The following is a 17,854-nucleotide window of genomic DNA, read 5'->3' as shown; positions in this document are numbered from 1 at the left end:
GAAAAAAAGTTTCCCTGCATGAGGGTGGGACCGGTCAGTCGTTTATCGCAAAAACGTGATTGCAATCTCGTTTTCGCGCAGACGAACACTAGCTGCCAGCAACTCGCGTATTGAGGTACCGACTTTCCCATTGCCATTCCTGAAATCGAAACCTCTTGTTCCCTGCGTCAGGGCAGACCCGTTTTGGCTGCGCTTTGGTCTACGATCGGCGATGAATGGGTGGTCAATGTGGGCGGGTGCTTTGTCCCCCGGTAATGCGCGAACAAATTTCCAAGAATCTACGATGCCGCGGCTGCCACTTTCAGGCAAACATCAGTTAGCCAGGATGAGTGAACCGGGGCTCTCGTTCAGAGTTCATTTTAAAATGAGGGCTTTGGAAAGACTTTGCGGGGTGATGGTGACAGCCATTGCAGTTTTTCCGATTTCTCCTTGAATTCGACCTGTGCAAGCATGGAGAGTCCTTCCAGGGGATGCCGAGTAGTGAACAACAACGGCTGCATTTTGCGATTCGGCCGACCTGGTGTCGGAAACTGTAGGATTGAACGAGGGAATGCCCATGCAAGGCCGCTTATGGATGGTGGCACTCGCGACTCTGGTAGCACACGCGGTCTCGGCGACTTCGGTCTGGGCCGACTGCAACTGTGCTCCCAAGAAGTGCCTGTGCGTCAATCCTTGCCCTCCAGTTCCCTGCCAACCTGGGGCAACTCAGACCATGGCTGGCCAGCCGACGCCTTCCACTTCGCCAATGGGCGAAGTGCCGATGACCGACGACTTGATGCAGCCCGCCGACGACCTTCCGGCGATGCCGCTGCCGTCGACTACCTTCGCCACTTCGGCCCAGTTCGCTTCGGCGAACGAGAACATTGGCTTCCGCGATGCCACGATCGGTGACTTCTTTGGTTCGACCGCGCTGATCGCCGGTCCAAGCTACGGTAACACCGACATCAACAACGGTTTCAACGTCCCGATCGCTGGTGGTGATCGTCGTTTCAAGATCGCTGAAAACGTCAGCCCGATTCCGGTGAATCGTTGGTTCGTGAACTATAACCACTTCAGCCAGCCGGTCCGCAACATCGACCTTTCCGGGCAAGACGTGAATCGCGTCACGCTTGGTCTAGAAAAGACGTTCCTCGAGGGCTCGTCCTCGATCGAAGTCCGCATGCCATTGGTGGGCGGTCTCGATAACGTGCAAGACGTGAACGGAAGCGGCAGCCAGACTGACGTCGAGTTCGGCAACATGAGCGTTGTGTTCAAGAGCATCTTGCTACAGCAAGGGAACGACTCGGCGTTATCGGCTGGTCTGACCGTCAGCTTGCCAACCGGTCCTGACGCTCGCCTGACTAACAGTTCGCTCGGCAGCACCATCTGCTACATCCAGAACCAGTCGGTCCATCTGTTACCGTTTGTGGCGTACTATCGTCGTCACACCGACCGTAACTGGTCGACCGCGATCGCCCAGCTCGACTTCGATTTGAATGGCGATACATTTAGCCGTGGCGATGGGGGCAATCGATTTGCGATCTCGCGATACCAGCAGCAGAACTTCTTATACCTCGACTACACGTTGGGGCATTGGTTCTATCAGTCGCAGCACTGCGGACATTGGATCCAACGAGCCGCCGTGATCGGCGAGCTTCATTACTCGACCACGATCAACGATACCGACCTGGCGGCGGCAGGGCCTTCGAGTGGGGACATCGTGACCAACCCTTACAACCGTCTCGATGTCTTGAACGCGACGGCTGGTTTGCGGTTTCAGTTGGGCCAAGACTACATTCTGACGGCCGCCGCAGTTGCTCCGCTGAAAGATGGGCCTGACAAGCTTTTCGATAGCGAATTCGCGATCCTGCTGACCAAGATGTTTTAACAAAAGACATCTTGGCCGTGCGGACGGCTGCGAGTCGCGAACTGCACTACTCGAATGCGGAAACGGCTTCGTCGGCAGCTCCAACCCCTGGCGAGGTCTTGGGGGCGACGTTGACGTCGGCTGCCGAATAAATCGCAAGCGACTTCAGATATTCTTCAACGCGTGAAACCACACTGCGTTGATTGCGAACGATCAGACCGTTGGAAGTTGCGAAGATGGCGTGGCCGGGAAGCCCCCAGCTCGCCTTATCTTGGGTGGCCTTGATCAGCGAGGCGATCTCTAGCAGGTCGCCCTTGGTCAGTGGTGGATTACCATCCACCGGTGGTAACGCCACAAAGGAAACAGCAACCACTTCCTGGCGATAAGCTTGAATCTGCTGTTTCCACTGGTCGAGATCGAGCGGCTTTTGCAGCTTACGGATCTGGTTGAGCTGCGCCTCGATTTGCCGATGGACTTTCGTCGATTGCATTACCACCAGGCAATCGCCGGGCAGATATTCAATAACCGTACATGGTCCACCCTGCATCTCCCAACTCTCGGCTTGGTTGGGAAAAACCAGCGAAGCGATCAGGTTATCGGTGTCTGGAAGGAGTGGCGCCGTCAAAGCCACACTGGCCATCGCAGACTGTTTGTAGAACTGTTCGAGTTCGTGTCGAAGGCGAGCATCTCGGATATCGAGCCCTCGCCAGAGCAAGTCTCGCACCGGATAGATTCGGATCTCCAAATTGCTGGTAACGTTCAACTCGGACGTGATCAGAATCGTTTCGTTGAAGATCTCCCAGCCAATGCCGAACTGCTGGCAGATGGCATCGAGTGCTTTGCGAGCCGGGATTTTTTCGAGCTTCAAGTTAATCGTCTTCGGTAGTTCGGGGTCTCTGTACGAGAGCTCGTTGTGATCGAGAATGATCGGCAATTGGTTCGTGTTCTGTAGAAATCCAAACACCTCCTCCCGCGTTGCATTGTTGAAGTTGGCGGTGATGGTCGTGCTGTCGAGCTTTGCTTCCGCGATCGCCATCAGTTTGGCAGTTGGCCAAATATGCAGGGGCTCGACCGGGTAGTTTTCCGAAGGAAGATCGATCGCCTTTGTGAGTTGATCCAATAGCGTTTGCAGCTTGGCATGTACCCGCGGCGAGGCGGAAACCAGCATGCTGTTTTGGAATACCTGGACCGTCCCGGTGCCACCGAGTACATCCCAGTTTTCCGGTTCCAAGGTTGTGGTGATCACGTCGTAGAGATCGTTGTAGTACAACTCGGAAGGGAATCGCGAGAGGTCGTAGCAACGCGTCAAGTAGCGTTCCTCCGAATGTTGTGGCGTCGAAATCACCACGGCATCGGACTGGAAGTAATAGGCCAGAGCGTGCTCGTGAGCGATCAACGAGAGGATCGTCGTGCCCGACAGTTCTTCAGCATCCAGCGTGATCGGCATATCGGGGGAGAAGTTGACATCCTGCAACGCTTTGAAGTCGATACGAATCGGAATCTCGGTCTTGCTTTCGATGAATCGCACCGCATCGACCAGGGGAAGTTCGTCGAAGTGCACGGCCAATTTTTGCGTTTGCAGTTGGTCTCGCAGAGCGTCAATCGCCGCGAGCTCGGAATCGGAATTGTCAGGAAGCTGGACCGTGATCGGTTTCACTTGGTCGAGCGAATTCTCTTCCGCAACGGATACGCCGGTGATCAACAATAAGCAAAGAGACAAGAAGATTCGCACGTTCAAAATCCTTGATGGATGGGAGGTGACTTTGAGGACGAGATGATTGGGATGCAGTTAGTAGATCCCACCCGGTAAGCGTTCGCCAGAGATCTCTGGCTCGACTTGCTCTGCCTTCATCGCCGCCCGCAAGACTCGCTGCGTGACCAGATAGCGGTAAAGTTCTTGAACGACCGAGCGTTTGTTGTACACAATGAGTCCGCGCGAGGTCACGTCGACATACGCCCCGTTTCGCTTCCAACTCTCTGGCTCGACACGACGCGTCGCGCGTTGACCGATCAAGTCGATTTCCATCTTCGATAGTCGGGGCTCTTTATCGTCGCCAAACGATAGATCAAATACGACAGTGATCATCTCGTCGAGTTCGGCTTGCAGACGGGCTCGCAGAGCTTCGCGGTCTTCCGGCTTCTGTTGCCGGCGAAGGTACTGCAGAAACGACGCGACTTCGGCATGGACTTCCGCCGTCTGGCTCACGACCAGACAATCGGCTTCGGCATAGATCCTCAGGCTACCAGGGCCTCCGAGTTCATCCCATGACTCGGGAGCAACAAACTTGTGGATCGCGTCGACAACATATTCGGTGTCGGGAATGAACGGCATGCTGGGGCAAGCAAGAATGGCCAAAGGATTGTCTTCTTGCTTGGCCGCTGCGGTGGTAATCAGTGTCAGCAATTCGATATCGCGTGGGGCGAGGCCATGCCAGATCAAATCACGAATCGGATAGACGCGGGTTTGCAGGTTCGCCTCGATATCTTCCGGACTGGAAATGATCACGACGTCTCGATCGCAGGTCCATTCTAAGTGATGTTGTCGCGTCAGCATGTTTAAGATGTGACGGACGCTGAAATTCTTCAGTTGCAAATTGACAGCGACGTTCCGAGTCAGCCCCATGTTCTGCAGTTCAAGCGTATCGATCTCAATCGGGATCTGGCTCTCGGCCGAGATCTGCTGGACCACTTCTGCCAGCGGCAGGCGTTCGGCATTGATTGAAATGCGAGTGCTCTCGAGTCGCTTTTCCAATTCGGTTTGCTGCTGCGAAGAAGGGGAGACAGGCAACGAAGCGGTCGCGTAGGCGTCGTCTTTCAGTGATTTCACTTGGCGAAGGACATCGAGCAGTGCTGCTACCAGCTGCTGCTCGGCAACAGGGGCATAGACGAACATTCCGCCTGGATGTTGATCAATCGTTTGGGGCCCACCCAAATCGCTCCATCGTTCTGGCTGTATCGTGTCGACAATCACATGCCGCAGCGAATTGAAGTCACGTTTCGGATCGGGTACCAACGACGAAAGATTGTAGAACTTCGGGATCAACCGATGATGCCCTTCGACCTCGATGCCGAATACTTTGACGTGATCAGGCGTGATCGTGTACGAAAGATGCTCCGGTCGCAGAAGCAGTCTCAATGCGGATGCCGCCGAAAGCTTGGGCTGCTTCAGCGTAACCGGCGTATCGAGTGAGAGCCCGTGGTCCGTCAGGCTTTGCTCATGGATCTCGATCGGAATCTTGGTTTGCCGTGCGACTTCGTCAATCGCTTGCGACAAGGGGGGCTTCGCGAAGTCGAGTTCGACCTGGGCGGTGACGAGTTCGCTCGCCAGCTGTTCTATCTTCTCGAAATCAACGGTCGCGGCTGGGGAATCGATGGTCACAATCCGCTCGAAGTCAGCGCGGGGAGTGGCTTGAGCAAACGCCAGGTTGGCACCCAGAAACAGCACCAGGCAGGCCGTTGCCAATGCTCGCATGACATAATCCTTTCGACGAGATCGTAAGACAGGAAGAGTGGCGTTATGTAGCCTAATCGGGGAGGGGGTGTCGTGGCAACGAATTGGTGGAATCGCCTTTGGAAACCTCGCAGGAGGTAGGTTTGCGGCGAACTAGCAAGGAGATGAGCCCCAACGAGCCACATCGCCAAGGGATTCGCGCGATTTGCTTGTCAGTCCACGGGCATTGGGGCATACTGAAATCATCATCGCCTGCCGATGTTTTTTTGTGCAGCTGGTGATATCCCGGGACATCTTGAGGCGAAGTGTTATTAGACAGGAACCAAAGTCTGATGGAACTGAGACAAATTTTGGGGCGTGCGTTGATCGCATGTCTGTGGATAGGTATGGGGGCGGCATCGGTCGATGCGGCTACCGATGCAGAAATGCAAAGGGCGATTCAAGGCGAGAAGCTGAGCGAAGAAGAGTACTCGTCGCTTCGCAAAGCGGTCGAGAAAGAGGCCCGATCTGGCTTCACTTCTGATGGCTTAATGAAGGAGTTGATGGGCAAGCTCAAGGAAGTGCCTGCGGTGGAAATTGGTCCTGAAAAGGAAAACCAGTTCCGGGTTCGCGAGCATACCCTGATTGCTCTGCGAATGATTGTCGAAGCAGAACTGGCTGGCAAAGTCTTGCCGCCGGATCAGCTTCAAAAACATCCTTCGTCCGACAAGTTCCCGGGCATGATTCCGAAGCATGCCAAGCCAGAGATGCAGGTCGTCGAGATCGATGGGAACTCTTATCGCTGGCAAAGCACTGGGCTGTACGCGCCACCGGGGGAAGTGATCCACGTTACGATTCCCGAAGAGTATGTCGACGCCGGTTGGAAACTGCGAATCGGGGCGAACAGCACGTACATCGATACGCCGCGACACTCGAAGCTGAATCGCTTCCCGCGGATCGATCGCGTTTACGACATGAAAAAACGAACGACCGCCGCCGCATGTTCGTTTGGCGGGCTGGTCTATATCGAATTGCCAACGCCCAAGGCAAAGACCTTCCTGGCGAAAGACAGCGATATCTATGACCTGGTCGATCACTACGATCCACCGCCCAAGAAGCCTGTCTCGGTTCGTTTCACCAATGTGCTGAAGGCACCCCGTTATGTGCATGGCGAGACCGACATTCATCAATGGCGAACCGAGATCCGCAACTATCCGGCTCCGTATGCCGAGATCGGTAGCGACAAGGTGATCTTCATGATGCCGTCGCATTTGATCCGTCGGTTCGATACACCGGACTTGGCCATGGAGAAGTGGAATCAATTGATCGATGCGCAGAGCGAGCTTTCGGGACGTCCGAAAACGAAGCCGTTTCCGCATCGCTTTTTGATCGATGCCCATGTGAACTGGGGAGCGGCCTTCGCCAGTTACCCAATCAATGCACCGATTTCCTGGTCGAATGAGATCATTCGAGGCGAGCCGGGCTGGGGACATGCCCATGAACTGGGGCATTTGCATCAGCATCGTGTGTTCACGTATCAGGGGACCGGCGAGGTGACCGTGAACGTGTTTGCAGCGTACGCCCTCGAGCAAGTATTAGGGCACCCGCACGAACGCTCGACCCGTGAGTCGGTCGTTGCCAACGCGGCGAAGTACCTCGAGCGGCCTTTGGAAGAACGCAACTGGATGACGGTCAAAGGCGCGTTGTTCGAGCGTCTGGCGTTCTATCTGATTCTGTCGCACGAACTCGGCTGGGAACCCTACAAGCAGGTCTTCCGCGAGTACCGCGAGCTGCCGTTGGATCAGCATCCGAAGTCCGACGTTGATCGGGCCAGCGACTTCCTGGTGCGGATGTCGCGGGCAACGAATCGCAACCTGGGGCCTTATTTTGTCGAGTGGGGCGTGCAGGTCAACCAGACGGCATTGGACGAAGTAAAGTCGCTTCCGGCATGGGAGTCGGAGATGATGAAAGAAGCTCGGGGCAAGTAACGCCCCGAGGGACCCTTGCTGGTCGGCTTACGAATTCAACGTTCCCTTGGTGCTGGGCACGCCAGGGGAACGTGGATCGTGTTCGACTGCCATCCGCAAGCTGCGAGCCGCACACTTGAAGATCGCTTCGGAGATGTGGTGATTGTTGCGGCCGTAGTGGATGTTGACGTGAAAGTTGCACAACGCGTTGGCGGCCAACGCTTGCCAGAAGTCTTCCACCAGTTCGGTATCGAAGTCACCAATCTTGGCGGTCGTGAATGGTGCGTTGAACACCAGGTAATAACGTCCACTTAGGTCCCACACCGTGCTGCACAGCGTTTCTTCCATCGGCAGCGTGAAGTGACCGTATCGCCGAATCCCCTTCTTATCGCCAATCGCCTGACGAATGGCCTGACCGATGCAAATGCCGGTGTCTTCTACCGTGTGATGTTGGTCGATGTGCAGGTCACCGTTCACTTCGACCTTTAAGTCGAAACAACCGTGCCGCGTGAACAACTGCAGCATGTGGTCGAAGAAGCCAACGCCGGTCGAGCCCGAGAAGTTGCCGGTGCCGTCGAGATTCATCTCGAGCTTGATCTGGGTTTCGGTCGTGTCGCGTTCGATTTTGGCAATGCGGGTCATGGCAGGCAATTATGCGGAGGTTATGGATTCTGCTGGAGATATTGCTCGATCAAGTCCAAGCATACGTCGGATTGGCCGTCGGTACCGACCGAGATGCGAATTCCTTCGGTGATACCGGGGTACTGCATGTATCTGATCAGCACATGGTTCGCCTTGAGGAATTCGTAAATCGGTTTGAGTTTGACGCCTGGTCGCGTCGCCCAGATGAAGTTGGCCTGGGAATCAGGCACCGTGAAGCCAAGTGAACGGAGCCGACCGGTCATCCGGGCACGTGTGGCGACCACCTTCGCTTTGTTCTCGGCAACCCACTTCTGATCGTCGATCGCGGCGATTGCACCGGCGAGTGAGAGGGCATCGCAGTTGTAGCTGTCTTTGACCTTCATCAGTTGTTCGATCATATGAGGCTGAGCCACCACGAAACCAAACCGCAGACCGGCCAATGCGTACGACTTGCTGAGCGTTCGCGAGACCATGATCTTTTCGTTTTCACGAACCAGGTCGATGCAGTTGTCGTCGGCGAAATCGGCGTACGCTTCGTCGATCAACAAAGGGCAGGGGAGTGAGTTCGCGATCGCTCGCAATTGATCTTTGGGAACGACCGTTCCGCTCGGACTGTTGGGGTTCGGCAGAAATGCCAACTTCAAATGATTGCTGGCCGTGCCAAACGATTCCGGCAGTGTCCAGTCATCGTTGAACTGGATCTCTTCGCTGTCGGCTCCCTGAATGTCGGCGAGCGTCTTGTAGAGGATGTAACTGGGCGTTGGCAAGCGAAGCCACTCGCCATCGCCGACGAAGCCTCGCGTCAGGATGGTCAGGATATCGTCGCTACCGTTGCCGCACAAAATCCAGTCAGGCTCGACACCTAGCACTTCGGCCGCACGAATGCGAAACGCGGTGCCGATTGGGTCGGGATACTTTTCGAGTCCCTGGTCGAGTCGAGCACGAATCGCATCGGCAACTTTCGGCGACGCAGGGTAAGGGTTCTCGTTGGTGTTCAGCTTGATGAACTTGCCGCCTTGCGGTTGTTCCCCAGGCTTATAACCGGCGATGGCTTCGATTTCAGGACGAAAATAGCCCATGGTGTTCCTGCGATGTTTATTCGGTTTCGGTGCGAATGGTCACGCTGCGTTTGTGCGCGGTCAGGCCTTCTTTATCGGCCAAAGTCGTAACCAGTGGGGCGATCGCCTTCAGGCCATCTTCGGTGAAGTGGATCACGCTGCGCGAACGAAGAAAATCGTTCGCCGATAGGCCGCTGGCCCAGTGAGCGGTTGCTCCCGTCGGAAGCACGTGCGATGGCCCTGCGGCATAGTCACCCAAAGCGACCGGGGTGAAGTTACCCAGGAAGGTCGCTCCGGCGGTGAGGATTTTTTCAGCGGTCGCTTCGCTGTCTTGCGTGGCGATGTGCAAATGCTCTGGCGCCAGGTCGGTGGCGATGCGACAAGCTTCGTCTTCGTTCTTGGTCAGAATCACGGCGCCAAAGTCGATCAGGCTTTGAACCGTCAGATCGCAGCGTTCCAAAACGGCGACCTGTTTTTCCAGTTCGGTCAACGCGGCGTCGATCAGTTGTTCGTCCCAGCTAATCAAGACGCTGCTGCCAGGGGAATGTTCGGCCTGAGCCAACATGTCGGCGGCAATATACTCTGGCTTGGCAGTCGAGTCCGCGACAACGACCACTTCGCTTGGACCGGCGATCGAGTCGATGTCGACCTCGCCGAAGACATGCTTCTTGGCCAAGGCGACAAACAGATTGCCAGGACCGACGATCTTTTGAACCTTCGGGATGCCTTCGACGCCGTAGGCCAACGCGGCGACGCCATGGGCACCACCGACGCGGTAAACTTCCTTCACGCCGATTTCGACGCAGGTCGCCAGCAGATCAAGATTGTACGAACCGAACGGAGTCGGAGGAGCGATCACGGCGAGTTCTTCGACACCGGCCGCCATCGCTGGCACCGCGGTCATCAAGACCGTCGAAGGATACGCAGCCGCACCGCCAGGAACGCAGATGCCCACTCGCTTGAGCGGAGCATAGCGATGTCGCAACCGACCGCCATGTTCAATGGGCACTTCCACGTCTTTGTGCAGAATGGCCGACTGGAAGCGAAGGATGTTTTCGCGAATGCTGCGGATCGTGGCCAGGAACTCAGGATCGGCCGCTTCATGAGCGAGCCGCAGTTCTTCTTCCGAGACTCGAATGGTGGTGGCATAAAGCTGCTTGCCGTCGAGCTTCTGGCCGTACTCGAGTACGGCTGCCAGGCCGCGGCTTTCGACATCGGCGCAGATCCGCTGGACGACCTGCTGAGGACTCAGCGGCTCGCCAAAGACTTCGATCGTCCGACGACGTCCCGCTTCGCTGACGACATCCCCTTTGGGACTTAGCTTGTCACGGACCTGTTGCAGTTGGGTATCGACGTCATCGTGTCGGGTATCGATCCGAGCGATTTGCGACTTCAAATCCATTGCGACCCTTAGGTTGGCACACGGGTGTTGGGGCGAAGAGGAAATCACTGTTGGATTCCCTCGGTCTGAACCAAACCTAACATTTTGGTCTGCCTGGCCCCTGCAGAAAAGGCCCAATTGCCCTTTCCAGGTTCGCGGAATTGTTGTCAGACGAGGCAAATTAGGCCTAAACCGAAGGGATCAGCATAAAAATACCCACCGCACTAGCATGCGATGGGTATTGCTGCGTTTCCAATATCGTCGCTGAGAGGCCCAAATTAGCGGGAGACGACTTCGCCGCCCGACTTCGATCCCATGGCACCCCAGACGCCATAAGGGCTGCGGCCCGAGTTCACCGTCGGGTTGGTCAGGTCGCCGGTATCGATCGTTTCCGAGACGAACGACACCGAGCCATCGCAGAACAGACCCATCACGCCGCCTGGATGATTGCTGGTGGGGGGCATGATCGTGTTGGCACCGTCGCCATTGGTATCGGCACCATCGATGCAAGAAGGGGCGTTCGGCGGCAAGACGGTCGTGAAGCCGACCTTTTCGATCTGACCGTCGGTCCAACGCCAGCCGGTGCGGCCCTTGATGCTGGAAGGATCGATGTAGAACTGGCCGCTTGCGGCAGTAACGCACTGCGCCGGGTTGGTGGCCAGGCCCGAAAAGCCGGTCGCGGTGCCATGCTTGACCGGAATCGAAGTTCCGCCGGAACCAAGACTGAAGTTGGTGACCAAACGCTCGCTCATGGCGATGGTGTTGCTCGAACCGTCGGTGATGTCACGCAGGCCAACGCCCTTCACCGAAGCGAACACGCCGCGAAGGGTATAACCGCTGCGGTTGTTGGTGATCTGGTCGCCGGCGCTGAACATGTAGTTGGTCGAGTTGGCTTGTTCGTTACGAGCCGTTGCCGAAGGGCATTTCAGCATCGAGGGGGGCGTATCCCAAACACTCCAGGCACGCCAGGCCCATGGACCGTAAGGAGCCACGGTGCCATCGCCGGCAGTGATGCGATCGTACATCGCGCCTTGTTCCAGGTAAGGCAGCAAACCGATATAGCCGCTGGCCCGACCCCAGTTGTGCTGGTTCTCGGTGCCACTCATGTCCGAGCCCGAAGGTAAGTTGGTGCCTTGGCGACGTGGCACGAAGGTTTTGTGGATATCGTGATAATTGTGCAGTGCCAGTCCGAGCTGTTTCATGTTGTTCGAGCACTCCATGCGACGAGCCGCTTCACGGGCTTGTTGCACTGCCGGTAGAAGCAACGCGATCAACACGCCAATGATGGCGATCACCACAAGCAGTTCGACGAGCGTAAATCCGCGCGCAGGAAGACGTCGGTTGAGCATGAGGGGAGACCTGTAGGGAGGTGGGGTTCAGGAAGGATCGAATCAAATGATCGAAGGAACTCTCAACAGAAAGGTAGGCACCGAGGGGAATCGATCCGCCACGATGAAATCTGTTGAATGAGAAATATTGAACGAGCGAAATGAGCTTCCGTCTAGTTTTCCAAGGGGAAATCGAAGGTGTTGTCCCCTTCGCTAATCGTGACCTTGAATGGGGAAGGCGCCGCGTCGGCATACTTCTTGGGCAGCACGCTCACCGCTTGGGATTGCGAGTTCATTCCGCCAGCGTAATTAGGGTCGTCTTCGGAAGGGATGTCGGCGGCCGTAGTTTCGAACTTGGTAATCACCACGCGGTATTCGCCAGGGGCGACACCTGACTTAGCGGTCGATGTGGCCAATTGAAATTTGCCGTCGGCATCGGTGCGTCCAAAGGCACTCGGCAGACCGCGATCGGCCGACCGGAGCGTGACCATGGCTCCTTCAACTGGAGAGCCATTCAGAAGAACCGTACCTTCCGCGGTCGCTCCGAGCGATTCCGCTTGGTTGGATTCAGCACAGCCTGTGAAGATCAGGCAAGGCAATGCCCATAGCAATAGAAATAAAGTACCGCGCGTTGGCATGGTGGGGGCGTCCAGCAGGGATCGAGGTGGGATGGAACTTCCGGTGAGGGAAGCGGGGGTAAGATTAAGTTAGCAAATCTTAATAAATGGCACCAGTCAGATTGTAATTGCTGGAGCACCCCCGTTTTAGGGTGAAACTGCGGTCAAACGGCAAGACGACCGCAATTCACCTTAGCTATCTCCACCCGGTTTCGCGATTCGCCAACAGCGATGGATGCGCTGATTACGAAAGTCCTCAGGCACGGTGTGCTTCGAGATCTCTCGAATCGACAGGCCTGCGAGCGCTTCTTCGTCCAGCTTGAAGCGGCGGAAGTTGTTCGAGAAATAGAGCACCGCCCCTGGGCTCATCAGGTCGAGCGTTCGTAAGATCAGTTCGACATGGTCGTGCTGGACGTCAAAGACATCGTCCGTCTTCTTGCTGTTCGAGAACGTCGGCACGTCGACGATCGCCAGATCGAACTTCGCGCCGGCGATTTGTTTACGCAGGTACTGCATCACGTCGCTATTCACAAAGTGATGCTTGGCGATCGAGAGCCGATTGAGCTGGAAATTGCGGCCTGCCCAGTCCAGATAGTTCGCATTCAGGTCCACACTCGTGGTCGAGGTCGCACCGCCGGCTGCGGCATAAACACTGAAAGCCCCGGTGTAACAAAACAGGTTCAGCACACGCTTGCCGGAAGCTTCATCCCGAAACTGACTGCGTAGGTTACGGTGATCGAGGAACAAGCCAGTGTCGACGTAGTCCGACAGGTTGACCTCGAACTTCAAGCCACCTTCTTCGACCGTAATGATGTGGGAATCGTCGGCCACTTTTTCGTGCTGGGTCGTTCCGATCTGCCGAGCCCGATGCTTCACGTACATCTGCCCTTCTGGAATCTCCAGCACCTCGCGAGCCGCCTCGCACATGTGATCGAGCCAGTCGGCATATTGAGCCGGTGTCCGGTCGTGCGGACGTTCGTAATCGGTGATGTGCAGGTAATCGTGATACAGATCGATCACCAGCGGAATCTCGGGGATGTCGCGATCGTACAGCCGATAGCAATAGATGCCTCGCTTCGGCCAGCGACGAAAATGACGGGCTCGTTTCGATAGACGACTCTTGAGCAACTGAGCTTGTTCGCGAGCCTTGTCGTCCAAGCCACCAAACGCCGGTTGAATGACCGGACGTGGCTTGGGGACGACTTCTTCTTCGACTTCCTGTTTGGGGTCGTCAGCCTTCGGCGGCGGTGGCCCATGAAATTGATAGTAGTGGCACTCGACGCGACCGTTGTACATCTTGCGACGACGATTCGCCTCTTGCCCCATTGCTCGCTCGAACTCGGGGAACGCCGTCAGGATGAAGTGCGACCAGGTCGGCAACTGGCGGAAAATATCGGGAAAACTGCGATAGAAATCCCACATCGTGCGGCGTGATCGGGAATGATCGTCGTACGGCGGACTGGTGATGACGCAGCCATACTTTCGCTTGCTGGTCATCTGCGCGAAGGCTTGCTCCTGGAAGTGGATGTCTTTGTCGACACCGGCTGACATCGCCTGGCGACGGGCCAGTCGCAAGGCGGAAGGATCTTCGTCGTAGCCGATGATCGACTCTGGCAGCGACTCCAGTTCCTCTGCCCGGGCCTCTTCCTGCAGGTCGAGCCATTGTTCCTGATCGACGGCAGGCCATTCGATTAGCGCGAAGTCTCGCAGTAAACCTGGCGCGAGTTTGCGGGCGATCATCGCCGCTTCGATCAACAGAATGCCACTGCCACAGAACGGGTCGACCAGGGGGCGATCTTTGTCCCAGTAACTCAGTTGCACGAGCGCCGCCGCCAAGGTCGACTTCATCGGCGAATGGCGATCGGGATCGAGGTAACCACGTCGGGCCAGGCCGGCGCCTGAGGTATCGATGGTCAGAGTGGCGATGTCTTTGGCGATCGCGACTTCGATGGTGTAGTTCGCCCCGGTTTCCGGGAGGTTGCCATGCACCGACTGCAGACGCTCGACGATCGCACGCTTGGTGGCTCGCTGCACCGCCGGAACACTGGTGAGCTGCGACTGGTAACTGCGACCTTTAACCGGGAAAGCCCCTTTGGCATCGATCCAGGTTTCCCAGGGTAGGGCCTTCACCCCTTCGAAGAGTGCATCGAAGTCGCCGGCCGGGATCTGGGCGACTTCAATCAGAATGCGATCGGCGGTTCGCAGATGCAGATTGGTCCGCATGGCATCACGATAGTCGCCGGTGAATCGGACACGGCCAGAGCCGACGATCTCGGTCTGATAGCCGAGCAGTTGCAGTTCGCGCGCGGTGACCGCTTCGATCCCGAAGGCAGTCGTGGCCAAAAATGGAATTGCTGACGAATCGTTCACGCGTATAGCCGCTCCCGAGGTTGGAATGGAATCCCTCATGGTACGCTGCGAATTCTACTTTACCAATCCCGGGCCGCCTGCCCCGAACAGGCAGGGGAAGTGGGAAGATCGAGGTCAGTTGAACACAAACTTTCCATAAAATAGTCGATGGGGGGCTCCATACCGTCTATAACTTGCCAGTTGTGGAGCAGATCTGTTTCTTTCCTTGCATGGACTCCGCGGAGGCGACTTTTCCATGAGACATCTTTTCAGTGCGATTCTGATCGGTTTTCTTTCGGCCACGATGGCCTTTCCACCCCAAATGCTGCTGGCCCAAGAGGCAGCCGCACCGGCACCAGCCGCCGACGACTTGCCAGGCCTGGGCTATGTGCCGGCCAATTCGGTGGGTGTGGGCTTTGTGAAAGCGAACCGCTTTCTGGGGAGCGACATTACTCGAGCCTATCCGGTGGAAGTGGTCGAGGCCTTCGGCAAGAAGTATCTCGGTTTTGATCCGATGAAGTTCACCTCGATTACATTCTGCATTACGCCGCCGACTCCGGACTATCCTTACCCGGACATGTTCTCGATCGTCCGTACTTCGGAAACCTTGAGCCAGGAAACCTTCCTCGCCAATATCGAAGAACTGGCCGATGGCATGCCAGAAGAAGAGGAAATCAAAGAGTTCTACTCTGCGATCAACGGCAAAGTGTTTCTGCTGGATAGCTTCGAGATGGATTACCTGGCCGGGCATCTGTTGGACGAGCACTCCTTCCTGTTCGGAACCGCCGGGGCGGTGCAGAACGCCGTCGAAACCGGCCCAGGCGCTGAACTGACCGAACCTGCCAAGATGCTGCAGGCCAACAACAACGACGCCGATGGTTTCATCGGGATCAACGTCGGACCGGTTCGTGAACAGCTTAATGGCATGCTGGCTCAAGCACCGCTGGTGCCACCATTCGCGATGTATAAGCAGATTCCGAACTACACCGAATCGATCACGCTCAGTTGCTACTGCACCGAGAAGATGGGTGCCGTGCTCAAGGTGAACGGCGTCGATAAAACAGCCACCGGTCGTTTGGAAGACATGGTTCAGTTCACGCTTGATCTCGGCAAGCAAGCCATGGTCCTCCAGGCCAATCAAATGCTGAAGAGCGACGACGAAATCGAAGTTGCGATGGGCAAGTATCAGACGCGTATCGCCGACGAAATGCTCAATGGCTTGAAGCCGGTCAAGGAAGGCAACTCGCTGGTGCTCAAGTTCGAGCAAGATGGCAACAACGCGGCTGCCACCAACGTCGCCGTGGTTGGTATTCTCGTGGCGCTTCTGCTACCTGCCGTTCAACAAGCACGATCCGCGGCACGTCGCATGCAATCGATGAATAATTTGAAGCAGATTATCCTGGCGATGCACAACTATCACGATACCTATCGAACGTTTCCGCCTGAGGCGAACCTCGATAAGGATGGCAAGAAGTTGCTGTCGTGGCGAGTGTTGATCTTGCCGTTCCTCGAACAAAACACCCTTTACGAACAGTTCAAATTGGACGAGCCTTGGGACAGCGAACACAACAAGCAGCTCATTCAGTTCATGCCGGAAGTTTATCGGAACCCCAATAGCACCGCTCCTGAAGGCTATACGACTTACCTGGTGCCACTGGGTAAGGACATGGCCTTTGAAGAGCCGAAGCTGGACGCGAATGGCAGAGCGACGGGGCCAAGGTTTGCCGACTTCCCCGATGGCATGTCGAACACGATCTTTGCGGTCGAAGCCAACGACGAAGCCGCCGTTATCTGGACGAAGCCCAGCGACTTGGAAGTCAATCTGCTGCATATTTGGAATGGCATTGGCAAGTCGCAGCCAGGTGGTTTTCAGGCAGCGTTTGTGGATGGATCGGTGCGATTCATTTCCGAGAACGTCGATGCCAACGTGCTGAAGTGGCTCTTGCAGCGAAACGACGGACAGGAAATTCCCGGTAATTTCTAAAGCAGGCGGGCGATCTTTGCCGCCTCCTTGGCACTTGGAAGGCCTCCCGTCAAAATGATGGGAGGCCTTTTTTGTTTATCAACCATCCTCGATCCCCTTCGGTGGTTCATGAGTTTTCCGATTGATCTTCGCAGCGACACGGTCACCCAGCCCAGCACTGCCATGCGTCAGTTTATGGCCCAGGCCGAAGTTGGCGACGCCGTGATCGATATCGATCCAACCACCGAACGCCTGGAACGTCTCACCGCCGATATGTTGGGAAAAGAGGCCGCGATCTTCATGCCTTCCGGCAGCATGACCAATCAGATTGCCATCCGTCTTCACTGCCAGCCAGGCGACGAATTTCTGTGTGAAGAAAACTGCCACGTCTACAACTACGAACAAGCCGCTTTCGCCCAGCTAAGCGGTGTGGTGGCTCGCACGTTGCCTGGCGTCCATGGCGTGCTTTCGCCGGAACAATTTGAAGGGACGATTCGCCCGATCAACGATCACCTGGTGCGGACACGCTTGGTTTGTCTAGAGAACACGCACAATCGCGGCTCTGGGAAAGTTCAGCCTTTCGACACGGTCCAGCAGATTACTTCGTGGGCCCATGAGAACGGTTTGAAGACGCACCTCGACGGGGCTCGACTCTTCAACGCCGCCGCTGCGACCGATATCTCGGTGGCCCAGTGGAGCCAGTTGTTCGATACCGTCAGCGTTTGCTTCAGTAAGGGACTGGGGGCTCCGGTCGGAAGTGCCTTGGCTGGTCCTGCCGAGTTCATCCAGCAGGCCAAGCGTGCCCGGAAGCTGTTTGGTGGCGGCATGCGACAGTCGGGCATCATCGCCGCCGGAGCGCTTTATGCCCTGCAGAACAACGTCAGCCGCCTGGTGGAAGATCACCAGATGGCCGCCAAACTGGCCGAGGGAATCCGGCAAACTGAAGGCCTGATGCTGGATGTCGATCCGGTCGAAACGAACATCGTGATTTTCGCCCTCGACGAGCAACTGGGCACCGCCGCCCAACTGCAGAAAGCTCTGGAAGAAAGAGGCGTTCGCACGCTGGCTGTCGCCCCACAAAAGATCCGGATGGTGACCCACTTGGATATCTCGATGGCGCAAGTCAATGGTGCGATTGAAGTTATCAAACAAACAGTTCCGGCCCTGACTGCCTAATCTCGGGCAGATTCTTTAAAATCGACCATTTGGGCTCCCTCGTCTCGGGGAGGGGGCTGTCGACGAAGCAGGTACGGATCGTTCCGGTTTTGCCGAA

Annotated in this window: 12 protein-coding genes; 4 read left to right on the top strand and 8 right to left on the bottom strand. The window is 56.3% G+C overall.

From position 1 onward, the window contains the following. Positions 1-556 precede the first annotated feature (556 nt). Positions 557-1,867, top strand: coding sequence for a hypothetical protein (locus tag ABD890_RS05885; RefSeq protein WP_345086820.1), 1,311 nt, complete (start codon positions 557-559; stop codon positions 1,865-1,867). Positions 1,868-1,913: 46 nt separating this feature from the next. Here the strand turns inward: ABD890_RS05885 and ABD890_RS05880 are convergent, their stop codons facing one another. After that, positions 1,914-3,578 (bottom strand): hypothetical protein, encoded by a 1,665-nt coding sequence (locus ABD890_RS05880; protein ID WP_345086818.1) that lies wholly within the window; start codon positions 3,576-3,578, stop codon positions 1,914-1,916. 57 nt (positions 3,579-3,635) lie between these two features. Beyond that, positions 3,636-5,318 (bottom strand): hypothetical protein, encoded by a 1,683-nt coding sequence (locus ABD890_RS05875; RefSeq protein ID WP_345086817.1) that lies wholly within the window; start codon positions 5,316-5,318, stop codon positions 3,636-3,638. 311 nt (positions 5,319-5,629) lie between these two features. On the opposite strand from ABD890_RS05875, the gene ABD890_RS05870 reads away from it, so the two are divergent. Then, positions 5,630-7,264: a M60 family metallopeptidase gene (locus ABD890_RS05870; protein WP_345086816.1), complete on the top strand. Its 1,635-nt coding sequence runs from the start codon at positions 5,630-5,632 to the stop codon at positions 7,262-7,264. 27 nt (positions 7,265-7,291) lie between these two features. Here the strand turns inward: ABD890_RS05870 and hisB are convergent, their stop codons facing one another. The 6 genes from hisB to rlmKL form a co-directional block, all read right to left on the bottom strand. After that, positions 7,292-7,885: an imidazoleglycerol-phosphate dehydratase HisB gene (hisB, locus tag ABD890_RS05865; protein ID WP_345086814.1), complete on the bottom strand. Its 594-nt coding sequence runs from the start codon at positions 7,883-7,885 to the stop codon at positions 7,292-7,294. A 20-nt stretch (positions 7,886-7,905) separates the two neighbouring features. Beyond that, positions 7,906-8,964: a histidinol-phosphate transaminase gene (hisC, locus tag ABD890_RS05860; RefSeq protein WP_345086812.1), complete on the bottom strand. Its 1,059-nt coding sequence runs from the start codon at positions 8,962-8,964 to the stop codon at positions 7,906-7,908. 16 nt (positions 8,965-8,980) lie between these two features. Continuing rightward, entirely contained in the window at positions 8,981-10,345 is a 1,365-nt protein-coding gene (gene hisD / locus ABD890_RS05855) for a histidinol dehydrogenase (protein WP_345086810.1), read from the bottom strand. A gap of 257 nt (positions 10,346-10,602) precedes the next feature. After that, complete coding sequence (locus ABD890_RS05850; protein WP_345086807.1) at positions 10,603-11,673, bottom strand: DUF1559 domain-containing protein; 1,071 nt, start codon at positions 11,671-11,673, stop codon at positions 10,603-10,605. A gap of 152 nt (positions 11,674-11,825) precedes the next feature. Beyond that, positions 11,826-12,290, bottom strand: a complete 465-nt coding sequence (locus tag ABD890_RS05845; RefSeq protein WP_345086805.1) for a carboxypeptidase-like regulatory domain-containing protein — start codon at positions 12,288-12,290, stop codon at positions 11,826-11,828. A gap of 171 nt (positions 12,291-12,461) precedes the next feature. Beyond that, entirely contained in the window at positions 12,462-14,639 is a 2,178-nt protein-coding gene (gene rlmKL, locus ABD890_RS05840) for a bifunctional 23S rRNA (guanine(2069)-N(7))-methyltransferase RlmK/23S rRNA (guanine(2445)-N(2))-methyltransferase RlmL (protein ID WP_345086803.1), read from the bottom strand. Between the two features lie 235 nt (positions 14,640-14,874). Between rlmKL and ABD890_RS05835 the strand changes: the two genes are divergently transcribed. Together ABD890_RS05835 and ABD890_RS05830 are read left to right on the top strand one after the other, a co-directional pair. Continuing rightward, positions 14,875-16,602 carry a DUF1559 domain-containing protein gene (locus tag ABD890_RS05835; protein ID WP_345086801.1) on the top strand — a complete coding sequence of 576 codons (1,728 nt, stop codon included), beginning with the start codon at positions 14,875-14,877 and terminating at the stop codon, positions 16,600-16,602. A gap of 108 nt (positions 16,603-16,710) precedes the next feature. Next, a complete protein-coding gene (locus ABD890_RS05830) occupies positions 16,711-17,757 on the top strand; it encodes a threonine aldolase family protein (RefSeq protein WP_345086799.1) in 1,047 nt (348 codons plus the stop codon). Positions 17,758-17,854: the final 97 nt, after the last annotated feature.

Source organism: Bremerella cremea (genome assembly GCF_039541315.1).
Taxonomy (GTDB): Bacteria; Planctomycetota; Planctomycetia; order Pirellulales; family Pirellulaceae; genus Bremerella; species Bremerella cremea.
Note: the sequence above shows the minus strand (reverse complement) of the source record. Positions and strands in the feature narration are given on the sequence as shown.